At 64.9% G+C, this 18796-nt stretch carries 18 protein-coding genes and 1 pseudogene; 7 read left to right on the top strand and 12 right to left on the bottom strand.

From position 1 onward, the window contains the following. Positions 1-2 precede the first annotated feature (2 nt). From CD04_RS0105255 to CD04_RS0105245, 3 genes are all read left to right on the top strand, one after another. Positions 3-2069, top strand: coding sequence for an acetate--CoA ligase family protein (locus CD04_RS0105255; protein ID WP_031404750.1), 2067 nt, complete (start codon positions 3-5; stop codon positions 2067-2069). Beyond that, positions 2066-3397 carry an aldehyde dehydrogenase family protein gene (locus CD04_RS21410; RefSeq protein WP_197033028.1) on the top strand — a complete coding sequence of 444 codons (1332 nt, stop codon included), beginning with the start codon at positions 2066-2068 and terminating at the stop codon, positions 3395-3397. Before CD04_RS0105255 ends, CD04_RS21410 begins: the two co-directional genes overlap by 4 nt. Before the next feature lie 155 nt (positions 3398-3552). Continuing rightward, on the top strand, positions 3553-4890 hold the full coding sequence (locus CD04_RS0105245) for an FAD-dependent oxidoreductase (RefSeq protein ID WP_031404749.1): 1338 nt from the start codon (positions 3553-3555) through the stop codon (positions 4888-4890). Positions 4891-5025: 135 nt separating this feature from the next. Here CD04_RS0105245 and CD04_RS0105240 read toward each other — a convergent pair whose 3' ends face one another. The 3 genes from CD04_RS0105240 to CD04_RS0105225 all read right to left on the bottom strand — a co-directional run bounded on the left by CD04_RS0105240 (position 5026) and on the right by CD04_RS0105225 (position 7079). Beyond that, positions 5026-5823 (bottom strand): MEDS domain-containing protein, encoded by a 798-nt coding sequence (locus CD04_RS0105240; protein ID WP_031404747.1) that lies wholly within the window; start codon positions 5821-5823, stop codon positions 5026-5028. A gap of 339 nt (positions 5824-6162) precedes the next feature. Further along, positions 6163-6636 (bottom strand): RES family NAD+ phosphorylase, encoded by a 474-nt coding sequence (locus CD04_RS0105230; RefSeq protein WP_031404745.1) that lies wholly within the window; start codon positions 6634-6636, stop codon positions 6163-6165. Then, on the bottom strand, positions 6633-7079 hold the full coding sequence (locus CD04_RS0105225) for an antitoxin Xre/MbcA/ParS toxin-binding domain-containing protein (RefSeq protein ID WP_031404743.1): 447 nt from the start codon (positions 7077-7079) through the stop codon (positions 6633-6635). Before CD04_RS0105225 ends, CD04_RS0105230 begins: the two co-directional genes overlap by 4 nt. On the opposite strand from CD04_RS0105225, the gene CD04_RS24075 reads away from it, so the two are divergent. Beyond that, positions 7072-7278, top strand: coding sequence for a hypothetical protein (locus tag CD04_RS24075; protein WP_197033027.1), 207 nt, complete (start codon positions 7072-7074; stop codon positions 7276-7278). The genes CD04_RS0105225 and CD04_RS24075 overlap by 8 nt on opposite strands. Before the next feature lie 55 nt (positions 7279-7333). On the opposite strand, the gene CD04_RS0105220 is transcribed toward CD04_RS24075, so the two are convergent. The 3 genes from CD04_RS0105220 to CD04_RS0105210 are packed head-to-tail and all read right to left on the bottom strand — an operon-like array spanning position 7334 to position 10507. After that, positions 7334-8509, bottom strand: a complete 1176-nt coding sequence (locus tag CD04_RS0105220; protein ID WP_031404741.1) for an MFS transporter — start codon at positions 8507-8509, stop codon at positions 7334-7336. 39 nt (positions 8510-8548) lie between these two features. Continuing rightward, on the bottom strand, positions 8549-9055 hold the full coding sequence (locus tag CD04_RS0105215; protein WP_031404739.1) for a type II toxin-antitoxin system YhaV family toxin: 507 nt from the start codon (positions 9053-9055) through the stop codon (positions 8549-8551). A gap of 15 nt (positions 9056-9070) precedes the next feature. After that, positions 9071-10507 (bottom strand): RNA-guided endonuclease TnpB family protein, encoded by a 1437-nt coding sequence (locus CD04_RS0105210; protein ID WP_197033026.1) that lies wholly within the window; start codon positions 10505-10507, stop codon positions 9071-9073. A 26-nt stretch (positions 10508-10533) separates the two neighbouring features. On the opposite strand from CD04_RS0105210, the gene tnpA reads away from it, so the two are divergent. Further along, positions 10534-10836 (top strand): IS200/IS605 family transposase, encoded by a 303-nt coding sequence (gene tnpA, locus CD04_RS0105205; RefSeq protein ID WP_369792820.1) that lies wholly within the window; start codon positions 10534-10536, stop codon positions 10834-10836. A 127-nt stretch (positions 10837-10963) separates the two neighbouring features. On the opposite strand, the gene CD04_RS0105200 is transcribed toward tnpA, so the two are convergent. Beyond that, on the bottom strand, positions 10964-12319 hold the full coding sequence (locus tag CD04_RS0105200; protein WP_031404728.1) for an IS1182 family transposase: 1356 nt from the start codon (positions 12317-12319) through the stop codon (positions 10964-10966). Between the two features lie 16 nt (positions 12320-12335). Between CD04_RS0105200 and CD04_RS24990 the strand changes: the two genes are divergently transcribed. Next, positions 12336-12593 carry a transposase gene (locus CD04_RS24990; protein ID WP_197033024.1) on the top strand — a complete coding sequence of 86 codons (258 nt, stop codon included), beginning with the start codon at positions 12336-12338 and terminating at the stop codon, positions 12591-12593. Positions 12594-12645: 52 nt separating this feature from the next. Here the strand turns inward: CD04_RS24990 and CD04_RS0105190 are convergent, their stop codons facing one another. Then, positions 12646-12999, bottom strand: coding sequence for a type II toxin-antitoxin system PrlF family antitoxin (locus CD04_RS0105190; RefSeq protein WP_031404732.1), 354 nt, complete (start codon positions 12997-12999; stop codon positions 12646-12648). Between the two features lie 206 nt (positions 13000-13205). After that, positions 13206-14342, bottom strand: a complete 1137-nt coding sequence (locus CD04_RS0105180; protein WP_304412994.1) for an aldo/keto reductase — start codon at positions 14340-14342, stop codon at positions 13206-13208. A gap of 190 nt (positions 14343-14532) precedes the next feature. Here CD04_RS0105180 and CD04_RS0105175 point away from each other — a divergent pair, with 190 nt between their 5' ends. Next, positions 14533-15888 (top strand): IS1182 family transposase, encoded by a 1356-nt coding sequence (locus CD04_RS0105175; protein ID WP_031404728.1) that lies wholly within the window; start codon positions 14533-14535, stop codon positions 15886-15888. A 164-nt stretch (positions 15889-16052) separates the two neighbouring features. Here CD04_RS0105175 and CD04_RS0105170 read toward each other — a convergent pair whose 3' ends face one another. The 3 genes and pseudogenes from CD04_RS0105170 to CD04_RS0105160 form a co-directional block, all read right to left on the bottom strand. Then, positions 16053-17018, bottom strand: coding sequence for a nitronate monooxygenase family protein (locus CD04_RS0105170; protein ID WP_031404725.1), 966 nt, complete (start codon positions 17016-17018; stop codon positions 16053-16055). Between the two features lie 227 nt (positions 17019-17245). Further along, a pseudogene (locus tag CD04_RS0105165) lies at positions 17246-17461 on the bottom strand (addiction module antidote protein); the annotation flags it as partial. 10 nt (positions 17462-17471) lie between these two features. Further along, positions 17472-18761: an RNA-guided endonuclease TnpB family protein gene (locus tag CD04_RS0105160; protein WP_031404721.1), complete on the bottom strand. Its 1290-nt coding sequence runs from the start codon at positions 18759-18761 to the stop codon at positions 17472-17474. Positions 18762-18796 lie beyond the last annotated feature (35 nt).

Genomic DNA, 18796 nt, shown 5'->3' with positions numbered 1-18796 from the left:
CCATGACAAACTGGGCACAGGCCACGTTCTCACCACGGCGCATCGCGCTGATTGGCGCGTCAGCCGAGGCCGGCAAGGCAGGACGCCTGCTGTGGGACAACCTGTCCGCCGCCACGTCGGTCGAGGTCGTGCCCATTCACCCGCAAGTCGCGCACATCCTGGGCAGCCGTGCCTATCCCTGCGTCGCAGACGTGCCGGATCCGGTCGATCTGGCGGTGATCGTCACGCCCGCTGCCTCGGTGCCGGCAATTCTCGAGGATTGCGTGCGCGCAGGCGTGATCACGGCCCTGGTCCTCAGCGGCGGGTTTGCCGAGACGGGCCATGATGGCGCCACCCTGCAAGCGAAGGCGCTGGCCGTGGCGCAAGCCGGTGGAATGCGCCTGATCGGCCCCAATTGCTTTGGTCTGCTCAACACGCGGTGCGCGCTCAACGCCTCCCTGGCCATGGGCCTGCCAAAGACAGGCGGTGTGTCCCTTTTCACCCAAAGCGGCTCGTATGGCATGGCGGCGTTTTCGCGCTCCCAGGAGGGGGCTATCGGCTTTTCCAAGGTGCTCTCTGCAGGTAACAAGGCCGACATCAATGAGCTCGACGCCTTGGGCGTGTTCGGGGAGGATGTGCACACACGGGTCATCGCACTGGTGCTGGAGTCGATCGCCGATGGGCCGGGTTTGGTGCGGGCGCTTCGGGCCATTACGCCGTCCAAGCCGGTGGTCATCCTGAAAACCGGGCGCACTCCAGGCGGCGCGCGTGCCACGTCAAGCCACACCGCAGCGTTGGCGCAGAGCTATGGCGTGATCCACGCCGCCCTCACCCAGGCGGGGGCGATCATGGTGGATGACGGGATGACCCTGTTTGATGTGGCTGCGGCGCTTGACATGCAGCCGCCCTGGAAGGGCAACCGGGTCGCGATCGTGACGAACTCCGGAGGCACCGGAGCCGAGTTGACGGACTTGTGCGAGGCGCAGGGGTTGCAGGTGCCAGCGCTATCCCCATCGCTCCAGGCGGCTGTGGCCAAGCATCTTCCCCCGCATGGATCGGCGCTCAATCCGGTCGATGTCACCACGGCCTGGCCACGCTTTGCGCAGATGTATGGGCAAAGCCTGCGTGCACTGCTGGCCAGTGACGAAATCGATGCCGTTGTGCCGGTTCTGCTTCAACGCTCGGCGCTGGACATGGCCGTGGCCGATGCGATCATTGCCGAAACCCGCCAGGCACAGGCGCTGGGCACGTCCAAGCCGGTGCACGTGTGCTGGGTGGCGCCGGCCGAGGGTGCGGCGGTGCGCAGCAAGCTGCTTGCGGCCGGGATCCCGTGTCATGAATGGGCTGCGCGCGCAGCGCGCGTGCTGGCGCTATGCGGGGAGCGCACGGCGCCTATGGCGCCATCCTTGGAGGCAGGGGCGCTTGCTCAGCGCCATGCCCCGCAAGCCGATGGCTGGTTGGCGCCTGAGCATGCCTTCGGCGAATTGGAGCTCTGGGGCATGCCCGTGGCGGCGTGGCGCCTGGCTCATGACGCGGGGGACGCCGCAAGCGCGGCGCACGCGGTCGGGATGCCCTGCGTGCTCAAAGCGATCCGGCCCGGTTTGCTCCACAAAAGCGAAGCGCATGCGGTGCACTTGGGTTTGCGCGATGCGAGCTCCGTGCAAGCCTGTTTCCAGGCTCTGGAGTCGCGCCTCGGCCCGGGCCCCATTCTGGTCCAGGCGCAGGCGCAGCCCGGTATCGAGATCATTCTTGGCGGGATTCGGGACGCCACATTCGGCCCGCTGGTGGTCATTGGGCTCGGGGGCGTGTGGACGGAGATCCTCGCGGACGTGCAGATGGCGCTTGCGCCCCTGAGTCCCGAAGCGGCGCACCAGGCGATTCAACGCTTGCGCGGGGCCAGGGCGCTGGAAGGCTACCGGGGGGCCAAGGCTGTGGACATCCAGGCGCTGGCGCGCCTGGTGAGCGCGTTTTCGCAAATGTTCGCGCGTGCCCCGTGGTGCCTTGAGGTGGATGTGAACCCGCTGCTGGCAAGCGGCGATCGTTTTCTTGTTGTCGACGCGCGCATGCGCACAAAAGGGATGGAGACATGAGTCAGACCGATACAACTGCAGCAAAAGCCGATTCTCAAGCGGAGATCGCCGCGTTCATGCAGCGCGCGCGTGCGGCGCAAGAGGCCATCAGTCAATACACGCAAGAGCAGGTTGATGCGCTCGTGCTTGCCGTTGGGTGGAACGTCGTCAAGAACAAGGAAGCGCTGGCCAGGGCCGCCGTGGACGAAGGCGGCTTTGGGAATTACGAATCCAAGGTCATGAAGATCCGCAACCGCGTGACCGGCACCATTCGGGACATGCAGGGGCAAAAAACGGTCGGGGTGTGCGAGGAGATTCCCGAGCGCGGCATCGTCAAGATCGCAAAACCCGTCGGCGTGATTGCCGCTCTCATTCCAACCACGGGCCCGGATGCCACGCCTCCGGTGAATGCGTTGGCAGCGCTCAAGGGCCGCAACGCCATCATCGTTGCGCCACACCCACGCACGGCGGGGACGTCCGCACTGGCCGTGCAGCTCATGCGCGACGGTTGCAAAAAAGTGGGGGCTCCCGAGGATTTGATCCAGATCGTCACGCGCCCATCGATTGGCAAGACGGCTGAGCTGATGCGGCAAGCGGACCTGGTGGTGGCGACCGGGGGCGAGGCGATGGTCAAGGCCGCCTACAGCTCGGGCACGCCAGCATACGGCGTTGGCGTCGGCAACGGCGTGCACGTGGTTGACGAGACGGGCGATCTCGATGACGCGGCCGCGATGATCGCGCGCGCCAAGGTGTTCGATTTCGCCACGAGTTGCCTGGCCGACAACGCGCTGGTTGCGCATGCATCTGTCTATGCCTCGCTGCTGACCAAATTGACGGCGCGCGGCGGGTACGTTCTCAACAGCAGCGAAAAGGCGAAGTTGCAACGGCTCATGTGGCCCACTCCAGGCCAAGCGATCCCGGTGCTGGATGTCATCGCAAAATCGGCCTCGCACATTGCCAAGCTTGCCGGGTTCGAGATTCCGCAGGGCGCCTCGTTCCTGATCGTCGAGGACGACGGCACCGGCCCCGAGCACCCCTTCTCCGGCGAAAAACTGTCCGTGGTTCTTGCTGCCTACCGCTATGCCGGCTCCATCGCGAAGGCCGTCGATCTGGTCAACGCCATCACCAGCTACCAAGGCCTCGGGCACACGTGCGGCATTCACACCACCAATGACGCCCACGTCGAGGCGCTCGCGATGGGCACGCGCACGGCGCGGGTGATGGTCAATCAAGACCTGAATGAAGGCGCTGGCAGCCCGCGCAATGGCATGCCCTACACCCTGTCCCTGTCCTGTGGAACCTGGGGGGCAACATCACCACGGAAAACGTCAATGTTCGGCACTTCTTGAACTACACGTGGGTCTCGCGCCTGGTGAACCCAACTGCCACGCCCATCACGGATGAAAGCCTGTTTGCCGGCCACTGGGCGGCGCATGGTCGTTGAGCACGCTTTCGGCGTGCTTCAACGCTTTCATCGCCATTTGCAACCGGGAGACATCTTGTCATGGCCAATCGGCTTTTGATCATCGGTGGTGTGGCTGCTGGCGCGAAAGCAGCAGCAGTCGCACGACGAAGGGATCCGTCTGCGCATATCGTGCTGGTCCAAGATGAGTTGAACATCTCGTACTCGGCCTGCGGGCTGCCTTATTGGTTGGCTCAGGATGAGGGCATTGATCGCCACAAACTCATCGCCCGCACGCCGGAGGCATTTGCGCGCGACCGCATTGAGGTGAGAACGTCGCAGCGTGTCGAGCAACTCGACGTGCATCGCGCCAGCGCACGTATTTGCGATCGGGCAACGGGCCGCACCTATGACGAGCCGTACGACAACGTGCTGCTGGCCACAGGCGCCCAAGCCATCGCGCTGGATATTCCACGAATCGGTTCCACGCCCGTGGTTGCGTACCTGCGCTCCATTGCCGATGCTGATCACCTTTCGCAGATCCTGCCCACCATGCAGCGCGCAGTGATCATTGGGGGCGGCTACATCGGACTGGAAATGGCAGAAACGCTGTTGCGGCGTGGGCTGCAGGTGTGCCTTGTGGAAATGATGCCGCGCCTGCTCCCAAACTTTGCCGAGGTCATTGGGGAGGCGGCGCGTGACGCCTTGGAGCAGCACGGCGCCGAGGTGCTCACCGGGCAGCGCGTTGTGGGTCTTGACGAGGGGCGGGTGGTGCTTGCGGACGGCACGGCGCTGGTGGCGGACGTCGTGCTGGCAGCCATGGGGGTGCGGCCCCGCACGCAGCTGGCCACAGCGGCGGGCGTGGCCCTTGGCCCGACCGGCGCCATCGTCGTCGACACCCGCATGGTCACCAATGTGGAGCATGTCTATGCAGCCGGCGACTGTGTCGAGTCAAGACATTGGCTGACGAATGCGCCCGTCTGGATGCCACTTGGCGATGTCGCCAATCGTCAGGGTCGGGTCGCCGGCATCAATATGACGGGGGGCGTCGCCGCTTTCCCCGGTGTGCTCGGCACGGCAATTTTCCGGGTCTTCGAACTCGCCGTGGCGCGCACCGGCCTCAACCATGCGCAGGCGCTGGCCGCGGGTTTCGATCCTGTCACGGAAGTCCTCGAGGCGCCCAGCCGTGCGCGGTACATGCGCGGATCCCGGACGCTGAAGATTGCCCTGACGGTGCAGCGCGGCACCGGCCTTGTGTTGGGGGGAGAAGTCAGCGGGGAGGATGCAGTCGACAAGACTGTGGATATTCTGGCAACCGCAATCTGGGGCAAGCTGCACGCCAACGATCTTGCCGATCTGGATTTGGCCTATGCCCCGCCGTTTTCTCCCGTACTGGCGCCCGTCCAACTCGCCGGAGATGTCCTGCACAAAATGGCCTGAATCCGCGGGCCGCGACACGCATGGCGTTGTCGCGGGGGTTTCCCACGTCACCAACCCGCAGGCAGCGGTGTGTTCCGTGTGGCCTCGATTCCTGTGGCGCCGTCCTGTCGCGTCAAAGATTCGAGGCCGGGTGCCTTACTTCCCGTAAAAGCCTTGCACGAATCGGTCCGCCATGTGGACATGGGTATGCGAGCAAATCGCCCCCAGGTTGATCTCGGCGGAAAGTCGATTGATGTCATATTGGCACACGATCGTGACATCGGGGTAGCGAAGAAGCATGTCGTTGAGCGCGTCCTCGTAGGGAATCATCTCCTGCACCCCTTCCGCGCCGCTCAGGTACCAGCTCATTTCCCCAGCGATCAGCATCTCACCAAAGCCGAGCCGGGCGTGCTCCTGGATTGCCGCGTCCATGAACTCAATCATGCGTTGCGCGGAGAACCGTCCGTCCCTGAGGTACGCCTGGGAGGGCTCAAGGAGCGTCAAGCGACCCTGCGCGATGAGTTCCTTCGCGTTATAGCCGAGGGCGGCCAACTCGGCGATCACCTCGTCGCCGCACCCCTCACGGTGGATGTAAAACATGGGAGCGCCGCGCTCCAGATGCTGCTTCACGTAGGGGAGAAACAAAGCCCAGAGTTCGCTGGGCGTGCGGTAATGCAGACAGACATGGCGCGGAATGCTCTGCGCCGCGGCTTCGTCGAGTGCGTCGAGCGGGGCCAAGCGCCCGGTGGCCGGCACCTTATGGGCCGGCGTGTGCACCGCCGGTGGCTCAAGCAGCAAAGACTGGAGATCCGACGTCTTGAAGCGTCGCTCCTGCCGCGCCCCAATTCGCACGCACGGCAACTGACCCAACTTGGTCCACCGGCGCAACGAGGTTTTACTCACGTTAAGAAACTTGGATGCTTCCTCAATGGTGAGCAGCGAATCTGGTGTCATGCAAATCGTCCTTTCAAACCCTCAATCCTGGGCGCCCGCTCCCTCTTGTTTAGCTGAGTTTCCGACCTTCAATCAACAAACTTGGGCCATGTCGCGATGGTAATGCAATCTCGGCCGTACGAGATCGGGGTCTGCATGGAGCAACCGCCGAGGCGGGTTATTAGACGACAGCGATCTTTGGCCCCGTGGCTGTCGAGATCGGGACGTGCTCCGGTTCGTCCACCCGGCGGCTGGACCGCAGACAGGCGCGGGCACTGCGGAGCGAGCTGTCGTGGGCCGTATCGGTTGCGACCATCATCGCCAGCGGCAGGAATCCGAAGGCAAATGTTCACCCAGACCTCAGCGGCGGAACAGCCGGTCGTACTCGAGCGACCGCCTGTTGGTCGCCGAGAGGCGCGGAGCGTCGGCATGCGCGGGGTTGATCAGCACGACAAACTCTTCGGGCACGATCACCGAGGGCACGAGCAGGATGAGACTTCGGGCAGAACGAATCCAGGCTGACCCGTGATCGACACTGGCCATGCCGCACGGGATCGCTGCCCATGCCGGGTTAAGTGTGTTGGGGTCGGTGACTTCGCGAGCGTCCCATAGCGCATCGGGGACCTCGATCTCAACAAGAAACCTGTTTAAGGGAAAGGCGCCGTCGTCCACATGCGCGGCGGTCTCGAGCACGGCAAGGGCGCGCGTTTGCGCCGCGTAGACAACAGCCTCACCGAACGCGTTCCACCGCCCGGGATTGGCCGCTGCGCCCAGGCCGCTGAGGTCATTGGCGCGATACCTGCGGGTTTCGGCCGCGACGCGCCAGCAGATCAAAGCGACGCTCCGCTCTGGATCGCGCCGAGCACCCGCATGACGGCATCGATTCCAGTCGGGGTATCGAGCAATTCTTCAGGTCGGCGGCCACCGAGGGCCGGTTGCGGCTTCCTGATCCACGCGCCGAGCCATCGCGAGGTGTCGAACGACGCCGCATCCGGGTGGGTGGAGTCTTCCGCCATCGCCTTGGCCTTCGCCAGCAGCCGCGTCACACCGAGCGCCGCCTGCCCGGCCACGCCGTCCATGCGCGCGCCTTGGCTCAGCTTTCGCAGCGCCGTAGAACGCGGCGCTCCGGTGAAACGCAGGACGTCCGCCAGTGGAACCTCCATCCGTTCGGAGAGGAACACGAAGAGTTCGGCAGGGACTCCCTGGCGCTCGATGTTCACCAGATCCATCGTCGTGGCATCGCGCAGCGCTTCGACGAAGTCAGCCTTCTTGAGCAAGGCATGCGAGGCGCCGGGGGAGAACACACTGAAGAGCGTGGAGCTCTGGATCCTGCCATTCACCTTCACGGGGACGGGTTTCTTCGCCGTCTTCGCAGGCGAACTTTTGGCCGCTGCGCGCCGTGCCGTGCGCACGTCGCTGTCCGTCGAGATTGCCGCAGTCATCGCCGTCTCCGTGGTGTCCATTCGAGACCCATGATAGTCCCGAATGGACAAGCTGTGCAGAACGGGGTGGGGGCATGCCCCCCACCCCGTTAGGCTGGCGCGGCCTTGCGCCTGCGCCAGACGATGTAGACGGCCAGCGCGACCAAGGCAAGTTCCATCAGTGCGACGAACGCAGAGCCTCCGAGCGCTTGCATCACGGCGCCGCCCACAAGCGGGCCCAGCGCCGAGCTCGCCGTATACGTCATCGTGATGCGGCTGAATGTGGTCGCCGGTTTGTCGTGGGCTGTATCGGTTGCGGCAATCATGGCCAGCGTGAGGAACGCGGGGAGAAAGCCGCCCAGGATGAACAGCGCCACGGCCAGCGGGCCCATCGCAGCAGGCAAGGCAAGCACCGCCAAGGCCAGGGCCGTGCCCACGGTGCACAGCATCGCCGTGAGGCGCAGTCCCCGGTGATCGGCCAGCCAGCCCAGCGGGTATTGGAACAGCAGGCCGCCGGCGCCGAAGATGGAGAGCAGCCAGGCGATTTGCGCCGCGCCCAATCCGCGCGCGGTGCCAAACAGCGGGAACAGACCCGCGAACGCGCCCTCGACGAGACCGCCGGCCATGGCAATGGCAAGGCCGAGCGCGAGTATGGCGCCGGGCAAGGAGGCAGGGCGCCCAGGAGCCAGCGCGGCGGTGGTCGGGACTGCAGCCAGGGGTTGTCGCGCCTGCGGCGGCCGGGCCAGGGCCAACGGCAGCGCAGCCAGCGCCGTGAAGGCCAGCCCGATGGTGAACACCGCGCTCTCGCCAGTTCCAAACCAGCCGACGAGGGAGGGCGCAATGATGGGCGCAAGCCCGATCAGCGTCTCATGCAAACCGACGACGCGGCCGCGGGCACGCGCCGGCACCAGCCCGTAGAGCCAGGGCTCGAGCGCGATCCAGCGCAGCCCGATGCCAAGCCCCGCCAGGGCTGAGGCAACCAGCCATGCCGCCCCGGCCGAACGCGGAATGACCGCGAAGGCGATGAGCGTGCAGGCCAGGCCCAGGGCGACCACCCGCCGCGCGCTGCTGCGCGCGATCCATCGCGGTCCCACCGCCAGCCCGGCCAGCATGCCCACCCACGGCAGCGCCGTGATGAGCCCCAGGCGCGAGGGGCCAAGCCCCTGTTGCGCAAACCACAGCGGCAGCACGATGAAACCGATGCCGTACTGTCCGACCTGGGAAAGCGTGGATACGGCATTGAGCGCGAGGATCGAACGGCGATCAACTGGCTGGCGTGTCGTCATGCGTCGCCCGATAACGCTGTTCTTGGCAGAAGCCAAGCCTCACGGCGCAACGCCTGCGGCGAACCGCCGCAGGCGTTGCCCCTCGGCGTGCGCCTCGGCCAGCAACTGGCTCCAGCCGTCTGGCGGACGACCGCTCTCCAGCATCTTGCGGAACACCCGATAGGCGTCGTCGCTGCTCTCGTAGGCGCGCTTGGTGTCGTCGTCATTCACCCAAGCGAACACGATCACCTTGCTGGGTGCGTGATAGCGGAAGAACAGCCGGTATTGCTGGAAGAACTTGCCCCGGAGCCAGTGCTTGTGATCTTCACCAAGCGTGTTGCCTTGGCGGTACTCTGGCCGTGTCGGGTCTTGCGGGATGACGTCGAACGCCAGTTTGGTGATCGCCGCCAGTCGCTTGCTGGCGTTTTTCTTCACATACCCGACGGGGTCCTTTTGCTTGAATGTCTCGACCTGCTGGGCCAAGGCTTCAAGTTGCGCGAGGAACAGTGGGTGGGCAAAAACCGTCCAGCCATGAATGACCAATGGCGCGGGCTTGCTCGCTCTCAATGAACTCTCCCGCCGCTAAACGCAGAGCGTTGTAGCGGGGGTTTCCTGGTTCTGCGTCAGCAGCGCGGCACCGTTTCCAGTGCCGTGACTTACGCGCGACTCCCCAGGCATAACTTCGGACCGCTCCGGCCCTAGTTGTTGCTTCGAGCGCAGGCGCATCGTGCGCTTGCGGTCTTTGTCCCTGTACTGGCCCGATCGAACCAGGTCGACTCCGCGCCGAGCAATGACCTTCGAGGCATTGGCGTCGGCGTTGTCTTGATGCCCGCAGCGTTGGCAAAGAAACAGGGCCTGTGTGGTCCTGTTCTCCGGATGACTATGGCCGCAAGCGGCGCATTCCTGCGAGGTGTGATGCGCGGACACGTCCAGGCACAGCTTGCCCGCACGCAGCGCCTTGTAGACGCTGAACTGTTTGATGTGGCCCCAGCTCGACGCCAGGATGGCGGCGTTGAGTCCGGACTTGGCTGCGGCGTTGTTGCGCATCCAGCGACCTGATGCATCCTGTTTGGGCTTGGCCCTGCGGGTCATGCGCTGCACGCCCAGGTCTTCGAACACGATCATCGCTGCGCGAGGATCGTTGACGATTGCGTGGCTGGCCTTGTGCGCGAAGTCCCGGCGCACGTCGCGCTCGTACTGGCGCAGCCGGTCAATGCGGCGCTTTGCCTTTTCCCGATTGGCGCTGCCCTTGGCGCGGCGCGAGAGCTTCCTCTGCCACCGCTTCGCCGCAGATTGCTTCTTGGCGATGCGCGCCTTTTGCACGTCGCTGATGTCGAAGGCGACGCCGTTGGACGCCATCGCCGGGATGGCAACGCCACGATCGACGCCGACCGTGCGCTGGAGCAGTTCGTCCTGCCCAAAGGTTTGCAGCCAGTCCGCCGTTTCTTCGAACGTCGGCTGGACCGTGGCATCGTCGCAGGTGCCAGAGACGAACCAGCGACCGGCCTTGATGCTCAGCGTGATCGAAGCTGGGATCTTGAAGTCGCGATCCGCAACGAAGCAGATCTCGCCCAGTGGGAATTTCTTCGTGCCGACCAACAGACGGTGCGTGATCTCGCCTGTCGCCGCATCGGTATGCGGCACGAACTGGAACAGCTCCGACGTGAGCCATACCGACGAAGAGCGATCGCGCTTCTTGATGGTCGGGCGCCCGCCCAGCTTGCTGAAATAGCGCGAATACGCCTGCTTCCAGCGCGTGGCGGCGTTGCGAAGCACAACACTAGGCACTTCGCGTAGCCACCGTGTGGACTCGGTGATGAAGTGGCTGTACTGCTGATCGATCGGAGCAAACTGGCCCGCATGCTGCAAGCTCTTGCGCGCGAACGTGCGGAAATAACGGTCTTCGCCGACCTTCGCGTTGTAGATGAAGCGTTGGCACCCGACCCAGCGCAGCAGCGTTTGCTCCTGTGTGGCGCTCGGGTAGCAGCGGAAGCGGAAGGCCGTTTGCATACTGGACATGCTACCAGTAACGACGTTAAGCTGCAATAATAAAAGACACCACTCAGTCTAGCTCGCACGCCGTTTACAGTATTAAGTTGCATATCGTCTTCGTGACGAAATACCGCCGCAAGACGCTCAACGCCGAACGACTCGACGACCTGCGCGGCGCGTTCGCGGATTGCCTGGCGGCGTGGCGGTGCACCCTGCTGGAGTTTGGCGGCGAAGCCGACCACGTCCATCTGCTCGTGGACATCCATCCGGCGCTGAACATCTCGGTGCTGATCAACAATCTCAAGACCGCGAGCGCTAGGAGTCTGTCGGACTTGAGTTCGAGCGAACCCGGATAATCAGTGCGGCGCGTTTTTTTGGACGGCGGCGCGCTGATCGAGTGTTCTGGAGGGTTCAGGCGGCGCAGTGAGGGGGCATGAGGCCGCCTGAGGACTCGGTTTTAGCGTGATTGGGGCGCATTTTCCCTCACGCCGCGCGCAGCACGTACATGCGCTTGATGTTCCAGGCCATGGTCACCAAGCTCCACTCGCCTTGCGCTTTGGCCAGCCCACGCAGGCTCATCTGGCGCCAGCCCATCACCCGCTTGATGATGCCGAACACCGGCTCCACCGTCTGCTTGCGCAAGCTGTAGAGGGCTCGCCCAGCCTGTGTGCGCAGCCGGTGCGCCATCCGCTCCACCGCATCCGTCGTCTGAGGGTCGGGCGCATCGGATGCGAAGCGCTCCATCACGGGCGTGTGATGCGACTGCCTCTTGAGCACCAGCAGCGGCTCGACCCCGGCATCGCCGCAGGCGATCACGTTGGCCTGGCTGCAGTAGCCGTTGTCCGCAATCAGGGACTGCACCTCGCCCAGCACCGCAGGCAACGCCACAATCTGCTCCAGCGTGGGCACGACTTCGCGCTTGTCGTTGGGCGCCTGGCTCACATGCCGGGTGATCACCATCATCGTCTGGGTGTCCACGCCGGCTTGGGCGTTGTAACTCTGCTCGAAGCTCCCGCCCGACACGGGCATGATGCGTGACTCCTCATCCGTGAGGTTGACTTGGTCGCTGTCCATGGGACCCGCCTGGGGCGGCTCGGGGTCCTTGCCGCGGGGTTTCTTGCCCGCGTCGCGCTGGGCCTGGCGCTTGGCCTGCTTGGCCTCGAACTCCTGCTGCTCCGTCTTGAAGCGTTCGGCTGCGCGCTGCGCGATCTTGGCCTTGGCCTGCGCAATGGCTCTGAGGCGATCCTCCCGCCGGGCGATCTCGGCGGGCACATCCATGCCGTCGGGCGCGCTGGCGCGATCGCTCGTCTCCGCCAGCGCCAGCAGGCCCTGGACTTCCTCGCGCAACTGCGCCTCAATCTTGTTGGCATGCGCCCACGACAGCGCCTTGTGCTTGCTGGCGTTGGCGTCGATCTTGGTGCCGTCCAGCGCAATGTGTCCGAGTTTGAGCAGCTTCATCTCGCGTGCGAGCACCAGCACCTGCACAAACAGGGACTCGACTTCCTTGAGGAAGCGGTGGCGGAACGTCGCCAGCGTGTCGTGATCGGGGTGGGTATTGGCGGCAACAAAGCGAAACGCCACCGAGTCGTAGGTCGCGCGCTCAATCTTGCGGCTCGAATGCACGCCGTTGGCGTAGCCGTAGATCAGCAGCCCCAGCAGCACGGCAGGGTGATGCGCCGCCGATCCGCGCCCCGCATACTGCTTGACCAGATCGTCCAGATCAAGGCGATCGATGACTTCCACAACGAACCGTGCCAAGTGATCCTGCGGCAACCACTCGTCCACCGATGGCGGCAGGAGGTAGGCAGTGTCTCGGTCAACGCTAACGAAGCGGCTCATCGCAAAAAACCCAGGAATGCACTGCCTCCATTGTCATGCATCGCCTTCAAATCCGAAAGCCTCGAAAGTCCGACAGGCTCCTAGGCGCACGCGTGCGCGATTCGCCGAGCACCTCAGCACCTTCTACGCCAAGCCCGTGTTCTGGCACCGCGCCTATTACGTGGGGAGCGTTGGCGGTGCGACGCTGGAGACGGTGCGCGCCTACGTCGATGCGCAAGGAACCGTGGAACATGCGCGCAAGTCCGAGGCGAAAAAGCGAAAACCGCCCGCTTGACCCCCTCCTGCCCGGTCGGCGTTGCCTAAGCAACGCTGCGCGTCGGGCCGGGCTAGGAAGGGGAATGCGCGGGCATGTGTTCATCGTCGGCCGACAGGGGGGCGTCGAGGTCAACTTCGATGCCACCGGTCAGCGAGTGGAGGCGCTGCACGAAGTTGGCGTCGATGGCCAGCAGGCGTTCGGGATGGCTGGCAATGTCGCGGGCTAGGAAGCCCAAGAACTGACCGAGCACCGGGTCGTCACCTTCGGATGCGTCGACGCGGGTCAGCACGACTTCGCCGCCGGGGCGGATTGTGTAGTGGATCTTGTCGCGCTTGCCGAGCCGAAGGGCGCGGCGTACCGTCTCCGGCACCGTGGTTTGGTATCGATCGGTGAGTGTGGATTCGACCTCAAGGGCGGCGGGCATGGCGGTCTCCAGGGGCAAAAGGCGAATGCTCTGCATGGTAATGCATCTGCATTGCCATGTCAATGCAGATGCATTGAAAACCCAATCATGCTGTCCAAAAGCGGCTAATCGTAAAAGCGTGTGGGTGCCAACAACGGATCCGGAAGTGACAGCGCGTTGAGCGCGAGGATCGAGCGGCGATCCACCCGCTGGGGTGTCATCATGCGTCAGATCCTCTTTGGGGTGAGGTGGCGTGTGTCGCGGGCCGGTCGACACATCGGCGCGGCGACAAGGGGCCCTGGTGGCCCGCAACCCGGGATCCAAGGGCAAGCGCAGCGGCGGCACGCCATGGAGGCCGCCCCAAGCTCAGGCGGGGGCGTGCGCAGCGGCGGCGCCATGAATTCGGGGCCGACCGGATGCAGGACGTGCTGCGCAAGCAGGGCATCGATGCGGGCCAGGTCGGCTGCAGCGATGCTCCACCCGAACACCTCGTCGATCGCCACCAGCTGATCGGCCCGGCGCGCCCCCCACAGTGCAATCGTCGGGCCTTGCTGCAGAACCCAGCGCACGGCCAGGGCCAGCACCGATTTGCCATAGGTGTCACGGGCGAGTTCGGCAAGCGCATCCACCGCGGCCAGGTATTCGCCAAAGCGCGGCTGCTGGAATTTGGGGTCGGCGCGGCGCAAGTCATCACCGCTGAAGGTGGTCGTGCCGCGCATGCGGCCCGACAGCAAGCCGCGGCACAGCGCCCCATAGGCCAGCACGACAAGGCCCTTGTCGCGCGCGTAGGGCAGCACGTCGGCTTCGATGGCGCGCTCGAACAGGTTGTACGGCGACTGCACGGCGACCAGCGGCGCCGCGCTGGCAAACGCGTCCATTTGCGCCGGCGCGTAATTGCTCACGCCGATGGCAAGGATCTTGCCTTGGCGCCGCAGCGTCTCCAGCGCGGCGGCGGTTTCCTCGAACGCAACGCTCGGGTCGGGCCAGTGGACCTGGTACAGATCGATGCGGTCGGTGCGCAGTCGGCGCAGCGAGTCCTCGACCTCCTGGCGGATCCGCGCCGCGCTGGAATTGCGCGTGATGCTGCCACCGTCCCATTGCAAGGCCACCTTGGTGGCGATGACCGCGCGGTCGCGGATGCCTTCGAGCGCGCGCCCGACGATCTCCTCCGAGTGCCCAAAACCGTAGACCGGCGCCGTGTCGATCAGGTTGACGCCGCGCTCGATGGCCCCTCGGATGGTGGCAATCGACGCCTGATCGTCGGCGCCACCCCACATCCACCCGCCGATGGCCCATGTGCCAAGCCCCACGCGCGACACGGGGATGGGGATTCCCTGGATGTGGATCGATTCGATGGTCATCATGTGCGGATGCCTGGGTTTGGGTTGGGCTCGAGCGCGAATGCAACAAGGGTGGTGCGTGCCCGCAGGGTCTTGCAGGCACGCCCGTCAGCGTACCAATTCGACGCCGCTAGGAGCCTGTCGGACTTTCGAGGCTTTCGGATTTGAAGGCGATGCATGACAATGGAGGCAGTGCATTCCTGGGTTTTTTGCGATGAGCCGCTTCGTTAGCGTTGACCGAGACACTGCCTACCTCCTGCCGCCATCGGTGGACGAGTGGTTGCCGCAGGATCACTTGGCACGGTTCGTTGTGGAAGTCATCGATCGCCTTGATCTGGACGATCTGGTCAAGCAGTATGCGGGGCGCGGATCGGCGGCGCATCACCCTGCCGTGCTGCTGGGGCTGCTGATCTACGGCTACGCCAACGGCGTGCATTCGAGCCGCAAGATTGAGCGCGCGACCTACGACTCGGTGGCGTTTCGCTTTGTTGCCGCCAATACCCACCCCGATCACGACACGCTGGCGACGTTCCGCCACCGCTTCCTCAAGGAAGTCGAGTCCCTGTTTGTGCAGGTGCTGGTGCTCGCACGCGAGATGAAGCTGCTCAAACTCGGACACATTGCGCTGGACGGCACCAAGATCGACGCCAACGCCAGCAAGCACAAGGCGCTGTCGTGGGCGCATGCCAACAAGATTGAGGCGCAGTTGCGCGAGGAAGTCCAGGGCCTGCTGGCGCTGGCGGAGACGAGCGATCGCGCCAGCGCGCCCGACGGCATGGATGTGCCCGCCGAGATCGCCCGGCGGGAGGATCGCCTCAGAGCCATTGCGCAGGCCAAGGCCAAGATCGCGCAGCGCGCAGCCGAACGCTTCAAGACGGAGCAGCAGGAGTTCGAGGCCAAGCAGGCCAAGCGCCAGGCCCAGCGCGACGCGGGCAAGAAACCCCGCGGCAAGGACCCCGAGCCGCCCCAGGCGGGTCCCATGGACAGCGACCAAGTCAACCTCACGGATGAGGAGTCACGCATCATGCCCGTGTCGGGCGGGAGCTTCGAGCAGAGTTACAACGCCCAAGCCGGCGTGGACACCCAGACGATGATGGTGATCACCCGGCATGTGAGCCAGGCGCCCAACGACAAGCGCGAAGTCGTGCCCACGCTGGAGCAGATTGTGGCGTTGCCTGCGGTGCTGGGCGAGGTGCAGTCCCTGATTGCGGACAACGGCTACTGCAGCCAGGCCAACGTGATCGCCTGCGGCGATGCCGGGGTCGAGCCGCTGCTGGTGCTCAAGAGGCAGTCGCATCACACGCCCGTGATGGAGCGCTTCGCATCCGATGCGCCCGACCCTCAGACGACGGATGCGGTGGAGCGGATGGCGCACCGGCTGCGCACACAGGCTGGGCGAGCCCTCTACAGCTTGCGCAAGCAGACGGTGGAGCCGGTGTTCGGCATCATCAAGCGGGTGATGGGCTGGCGCCAGATGAGCCTGCGTGGGCTGGCCAAAGCGCAAGGCGAGTGGAGCTTGGTGACCATGGCCTGGAACATCAAGCGCATGTACGTGCTGCGCGCGGCGTGAGGGAAAATGCGCCCCAATCACGCTAAAACCGAGTCCTCAGGCGGCCTCATGCCCCCTCACTGCGCCGCCTGAACCCTCCAGAACACTCGATCAGCGCGCCGCCGTCCAAAAAAACGCGCCGCACTGATTATCCGGGTTCGCTCGAACTCAAGTCCGACAGACTCCTAGAGGGCAAGATCGGTATACGCCTGCCGGATCTGCGACTCGGCCTGGGCGACGATGCTCGCAAGCAGGAAGGCTGCCGTTGGAACGTCATGGATCAGATCGATGGCTTCGCCCGCCCAGACCATGGCCGTGTCGCAGTCGCCCCGCGCTGCTGCGGAAAAGAACGGATCGCGCAGTGCATCCGCTTGGGCTTGCAGCTCAGGCTCGTGCCCGTGCCATCGCTGCAGGAAAGCATTGCGCAACGCCCGCCCCGTGTATGGGGACGGCCAGTCGTATCCCCGCACGATGTCGAACACGCGGGTGCGCACGGTCTCGTCGCCGTGGCCCGCTGCGATGCGGCGCTTGGCCTCGTCGCTTCCCAGCGCTTCGCGGCAGGCATAAAAGCGCGTGCCGATGAGCGCGGCCTGCGCGCCGAGCATGAGTGCGGCGGCCAGGCCGCGGCCGTCGGCAATGCCACCGGCGGCCACAACCGGGATGGGCGCGACGGCATCGACCACCGCGGGCACGAGCGGGAACGTGGCGCGCTGCCCGCCATGCCCGCCCGCCTCGGTGCCCTGGGCGACGATGATGTCGGCGCCGGCGTCGCGCGCCATCAGGGCGCCGGCCAGATCCTGGACCTGGCAGATGAGCGTGCAGCCCGCATCTTTGATCGCTTGCACGTAGGGCGTGGGGTCGCCGAACGACAACATGAACGCTGCAGGCGCATAGCGCAGGCACTGGTCGACGAGTTGCCGGTTTGCCCTCCATGTGATCAATCCGACCCCCCAGGGCGCCTGAGCCGCCTTGGCGGCGATTGCCAGCTCCGTGTCGAGCCACGCGGCGTCGCCATACCCGCCGCCGACCAGGCCCAACCCGCCCGCGTTGGAGACGGCTGCAGCCAATTGTCCGCCCGAAACCCCGCCCATGGGTGCGAGGATCACCGGATGGCGAATGCCCAAGGTCTTCATCAAGGTTGTGTGGATCATGCAAGTCTTTGCGTTGGTTGAGAACGTTGCGCCACGGCGTTGCGCCAAGCGCCCGTCACGTCATGATGTTCCGTGCAATTAAAGTCGAAAACAGCGATGGCGGTGGGCTGCTCCTTCCCAGGGGGTGCCAGCAAAGTCGCAAACGACCATCACGATGGGCTGTGGCGCGCGGGGCGGTGAGTTGGTTTTTCGGCGAGTGGAGATGCCTCGGGCGCACGAGAGCGGCGTCAGTGCGCTGGGTGCATCGGTTGCGCGACCAGGCGCACGCCCAAGGCTGCGCAAACACGGCTGATCGTCTCGAAGCGCGGCTCGCTGCCGGGTCGAAGGGCTTTGTACAGGGCTTCGCGTGCAATGCCGGAATCCTTCGCAACCTGGGACATACCGCGTGCGCGAGCAATGTCGCCGAGGGCAGCGGCCAGCAGCGCGGGATCGTTCTCATGAACTCTCCCGCCACTAAGCGCCTGACGGCGCTGTCGTGGGGGTTTCGCGGGTCACAGACTTGGACTTGCCCCGTTGCCGGGGCAGAGGTTTGGGTCTCGCCGCCACGCCCGTCCCAGGCGTGTCTTGCGTATTGAACGCGTCGATGAGCACCACCAACGCGCTGTTTTGGTCGCGCGGGGCCGTATGCCCGCAGTGCGGGCACACATGCACACGCTGCGCCAACGTCTTGGGAACGAGTTCCCAGCACGCCGAGCAGCGCTGCGACGGTTTGAGCTGGCGCGTATGGCTCAGATGCAGGCGCGTACCAGCTTCTTCCGCTTTGTACGCGAGCATCTGATGCGCCATGCCGAACCCCGCCGAGAGGATCTCGCGGTTGAGTCCGGCCTTCTGCTTGACGCGACGGCCCGGTGCTTCCACCGTGCCCTTCGCGCTGCGGCTCATGGTCTTCGGAGTCAGTTGCTCCGTGGCCAGGACGGCGCATTGCTGCACCATCGTGGTTGTTTCCTTGTGCACGAAATCCCGGCGCAGGTTGGCGATGCGGTCATGCAGCACCGCGATGCCGCGGCTCAATCGCTTGTATCGCACTGAGCCTTTGCGTTTGCGTGCACGCTCGCGCTGCAACGCAGCCAAGCGAGGCAGTTCGGTGCGCAGCCAGCGCGGGTTCGCGATGGGCGGACCCGCGTCGAATGTGGCCCAGTCGTTGATCCCGAAATCCACGCCACGCCGCATGTCGGCGGTGCGCGGCCGCGCACAGGCCGCATCGGGTACGCGCAGCGTCACCGACACAAACCACTGACCGTTGCGGCGTGTCAGGGTGATGTCGTTGGGCTTGGCATCCGGCCCGAAGCGGTGACGGCCGCGCGCCCGGATGGACAAGGCCGCGTCGCCGCTGCCGATGCGCAGGGTTGCGCCGCTGCCACCATGCTGCATGAGCTTCCAGCCAGCCGGATCGGGATAAGCAAAGCCCGAGAACCGCTTGCTGGATTTGAATCGCGGAAATCCGGGCGTCTGCCCCGCCTTGACGCGGCGAAAGAACGACTGGAATGCGAGATCGAGCCGCCGCAGCGTCTGCTGCAAGGCATGACTGCCAAGCGCGATGAACTCGGGCCGATCGGCCTTGATCTGAGGCAGGACGTTCTGCTGGTCGTAGTAGCTGATCGACTTGCCCGCCTTGCGCCAGGCGTCGATGCGCTCTTCCAGTGCCGCGTTGTACAACTCGCAGTGCAGTCGCGTCCAAGCCTCAAGCTTTTGGGCTTGCGCGGCATTTGGATACAGCTTGAGCGTGACTTTGCGCCGTTGCATACTGGTATTTTATCCAGACATCGACGGAACAACAA

The sequence above is a fragment of the Thiomonas sp. FB-Cd genome (assembly GCF_000733775.1).
Classification (GTDB): Bacteria; Pseudomonadota; Gammaproteobacteria; order Burkholderiales; family Burkholderiaceae_C; genus Thiomonas_A.
Note: the sequence above shows the minus strand (reverse complement) of the source record. Positions and strands in the feature narration are given on the sequence as shown.

Bases quoted from the DNA above. Each gene is read 5' to 3' on its own strand.
- CD04_RS0105160 (WP_031404721.1), bottom strand. From the start codon at position 18,761: ATGCAACGGCGCAAAGTCACGCTCAAGCTGTATCCAAATGCCGCGCAA.
- CD04_RS0105190 (WP_031404732.1), bottom strand. From the start codon at position 12,999: ATGCCCGCCGCCCTTGAGGTCGAATCCACACTCACCGATCGATACCAA.
- CD04_RS24990 (WP_197033024.1), top strand. From the start codon at position 12,336: ATGCACTGCCTCCATTGTCATGCATCGCCTTCAAATCCGAAAGCCTCG.
- CD04_RS0105210 (WP_197033026.1), bottom strand. From the start codon at position 10,507: ATGTCCAGTATGCAAACGGCCTTCCGCTTCCGCTGCTACCCGAGCGCC.
- CD04_RS21410 (WP_197033028.1), top strand. From the start codon at position 2,066: ATGAGTCAGACCGATACAACTGCAGCAAAAGCCGATTCTCAAGCGGAG.
- CD04_RS0105255 (WP_031404750.1), top strand. From the start codon at position 3: ATGACAAACTGGGCACAGGCCACGTTCTCACCACGGCGCATCGCGCTG.
- CD04_RS0105240 (WP_031404747.1), bottom strand. From the start codon at position 5,823: ATGACACCAGATTCGCTGCTCACCATTGAGGAAGCATCCAAGTTTCTT.
- CD04_RS0105245 (WP_031404749.1), top strand. From the start codon at position 3,553: ATGGCCAATCGGCTTTTGATCATCGGTGGTGTGGCTGCTGGCGCGAAA.
- CD04_RS0105180 (WP_304412994.1), bottom strand. From the start codon at position 14,342: ATGATGACCATCGAATCGATCCACATCCAGGGAATCCCCATCCCCGTG.
- CD04_RS0105175 (WP_031404728.1), top strand. From the start codon at position 14,533: ATGAGCCGCTTCGTTAGCGTTGACCGAGACACTGCCTACCTCCTGCCG.
- CD04_RS0105170 (WP_031404725.1), bottom strand. From the start codon at position 17,018: ATGATCCACACAACCTTGATGAAGACCTTGGGCATTCGCCATCCGGTG.
- CD04_RS0105220 (WP_031404741.1), bottom strand. From the start codon at position 8,509: ATGACGACACGCCAGCCAGTTGATCGCCGTTCGATCCTCGCGCTCAAT.
- CD04_RS0105200 (WP_031404728.1), bottom strand. From the start codon at position 12,319: ATGAGCCGCTTCGTTAGCGTTGACCGAGACACTGCCTACCTCCTGCCG.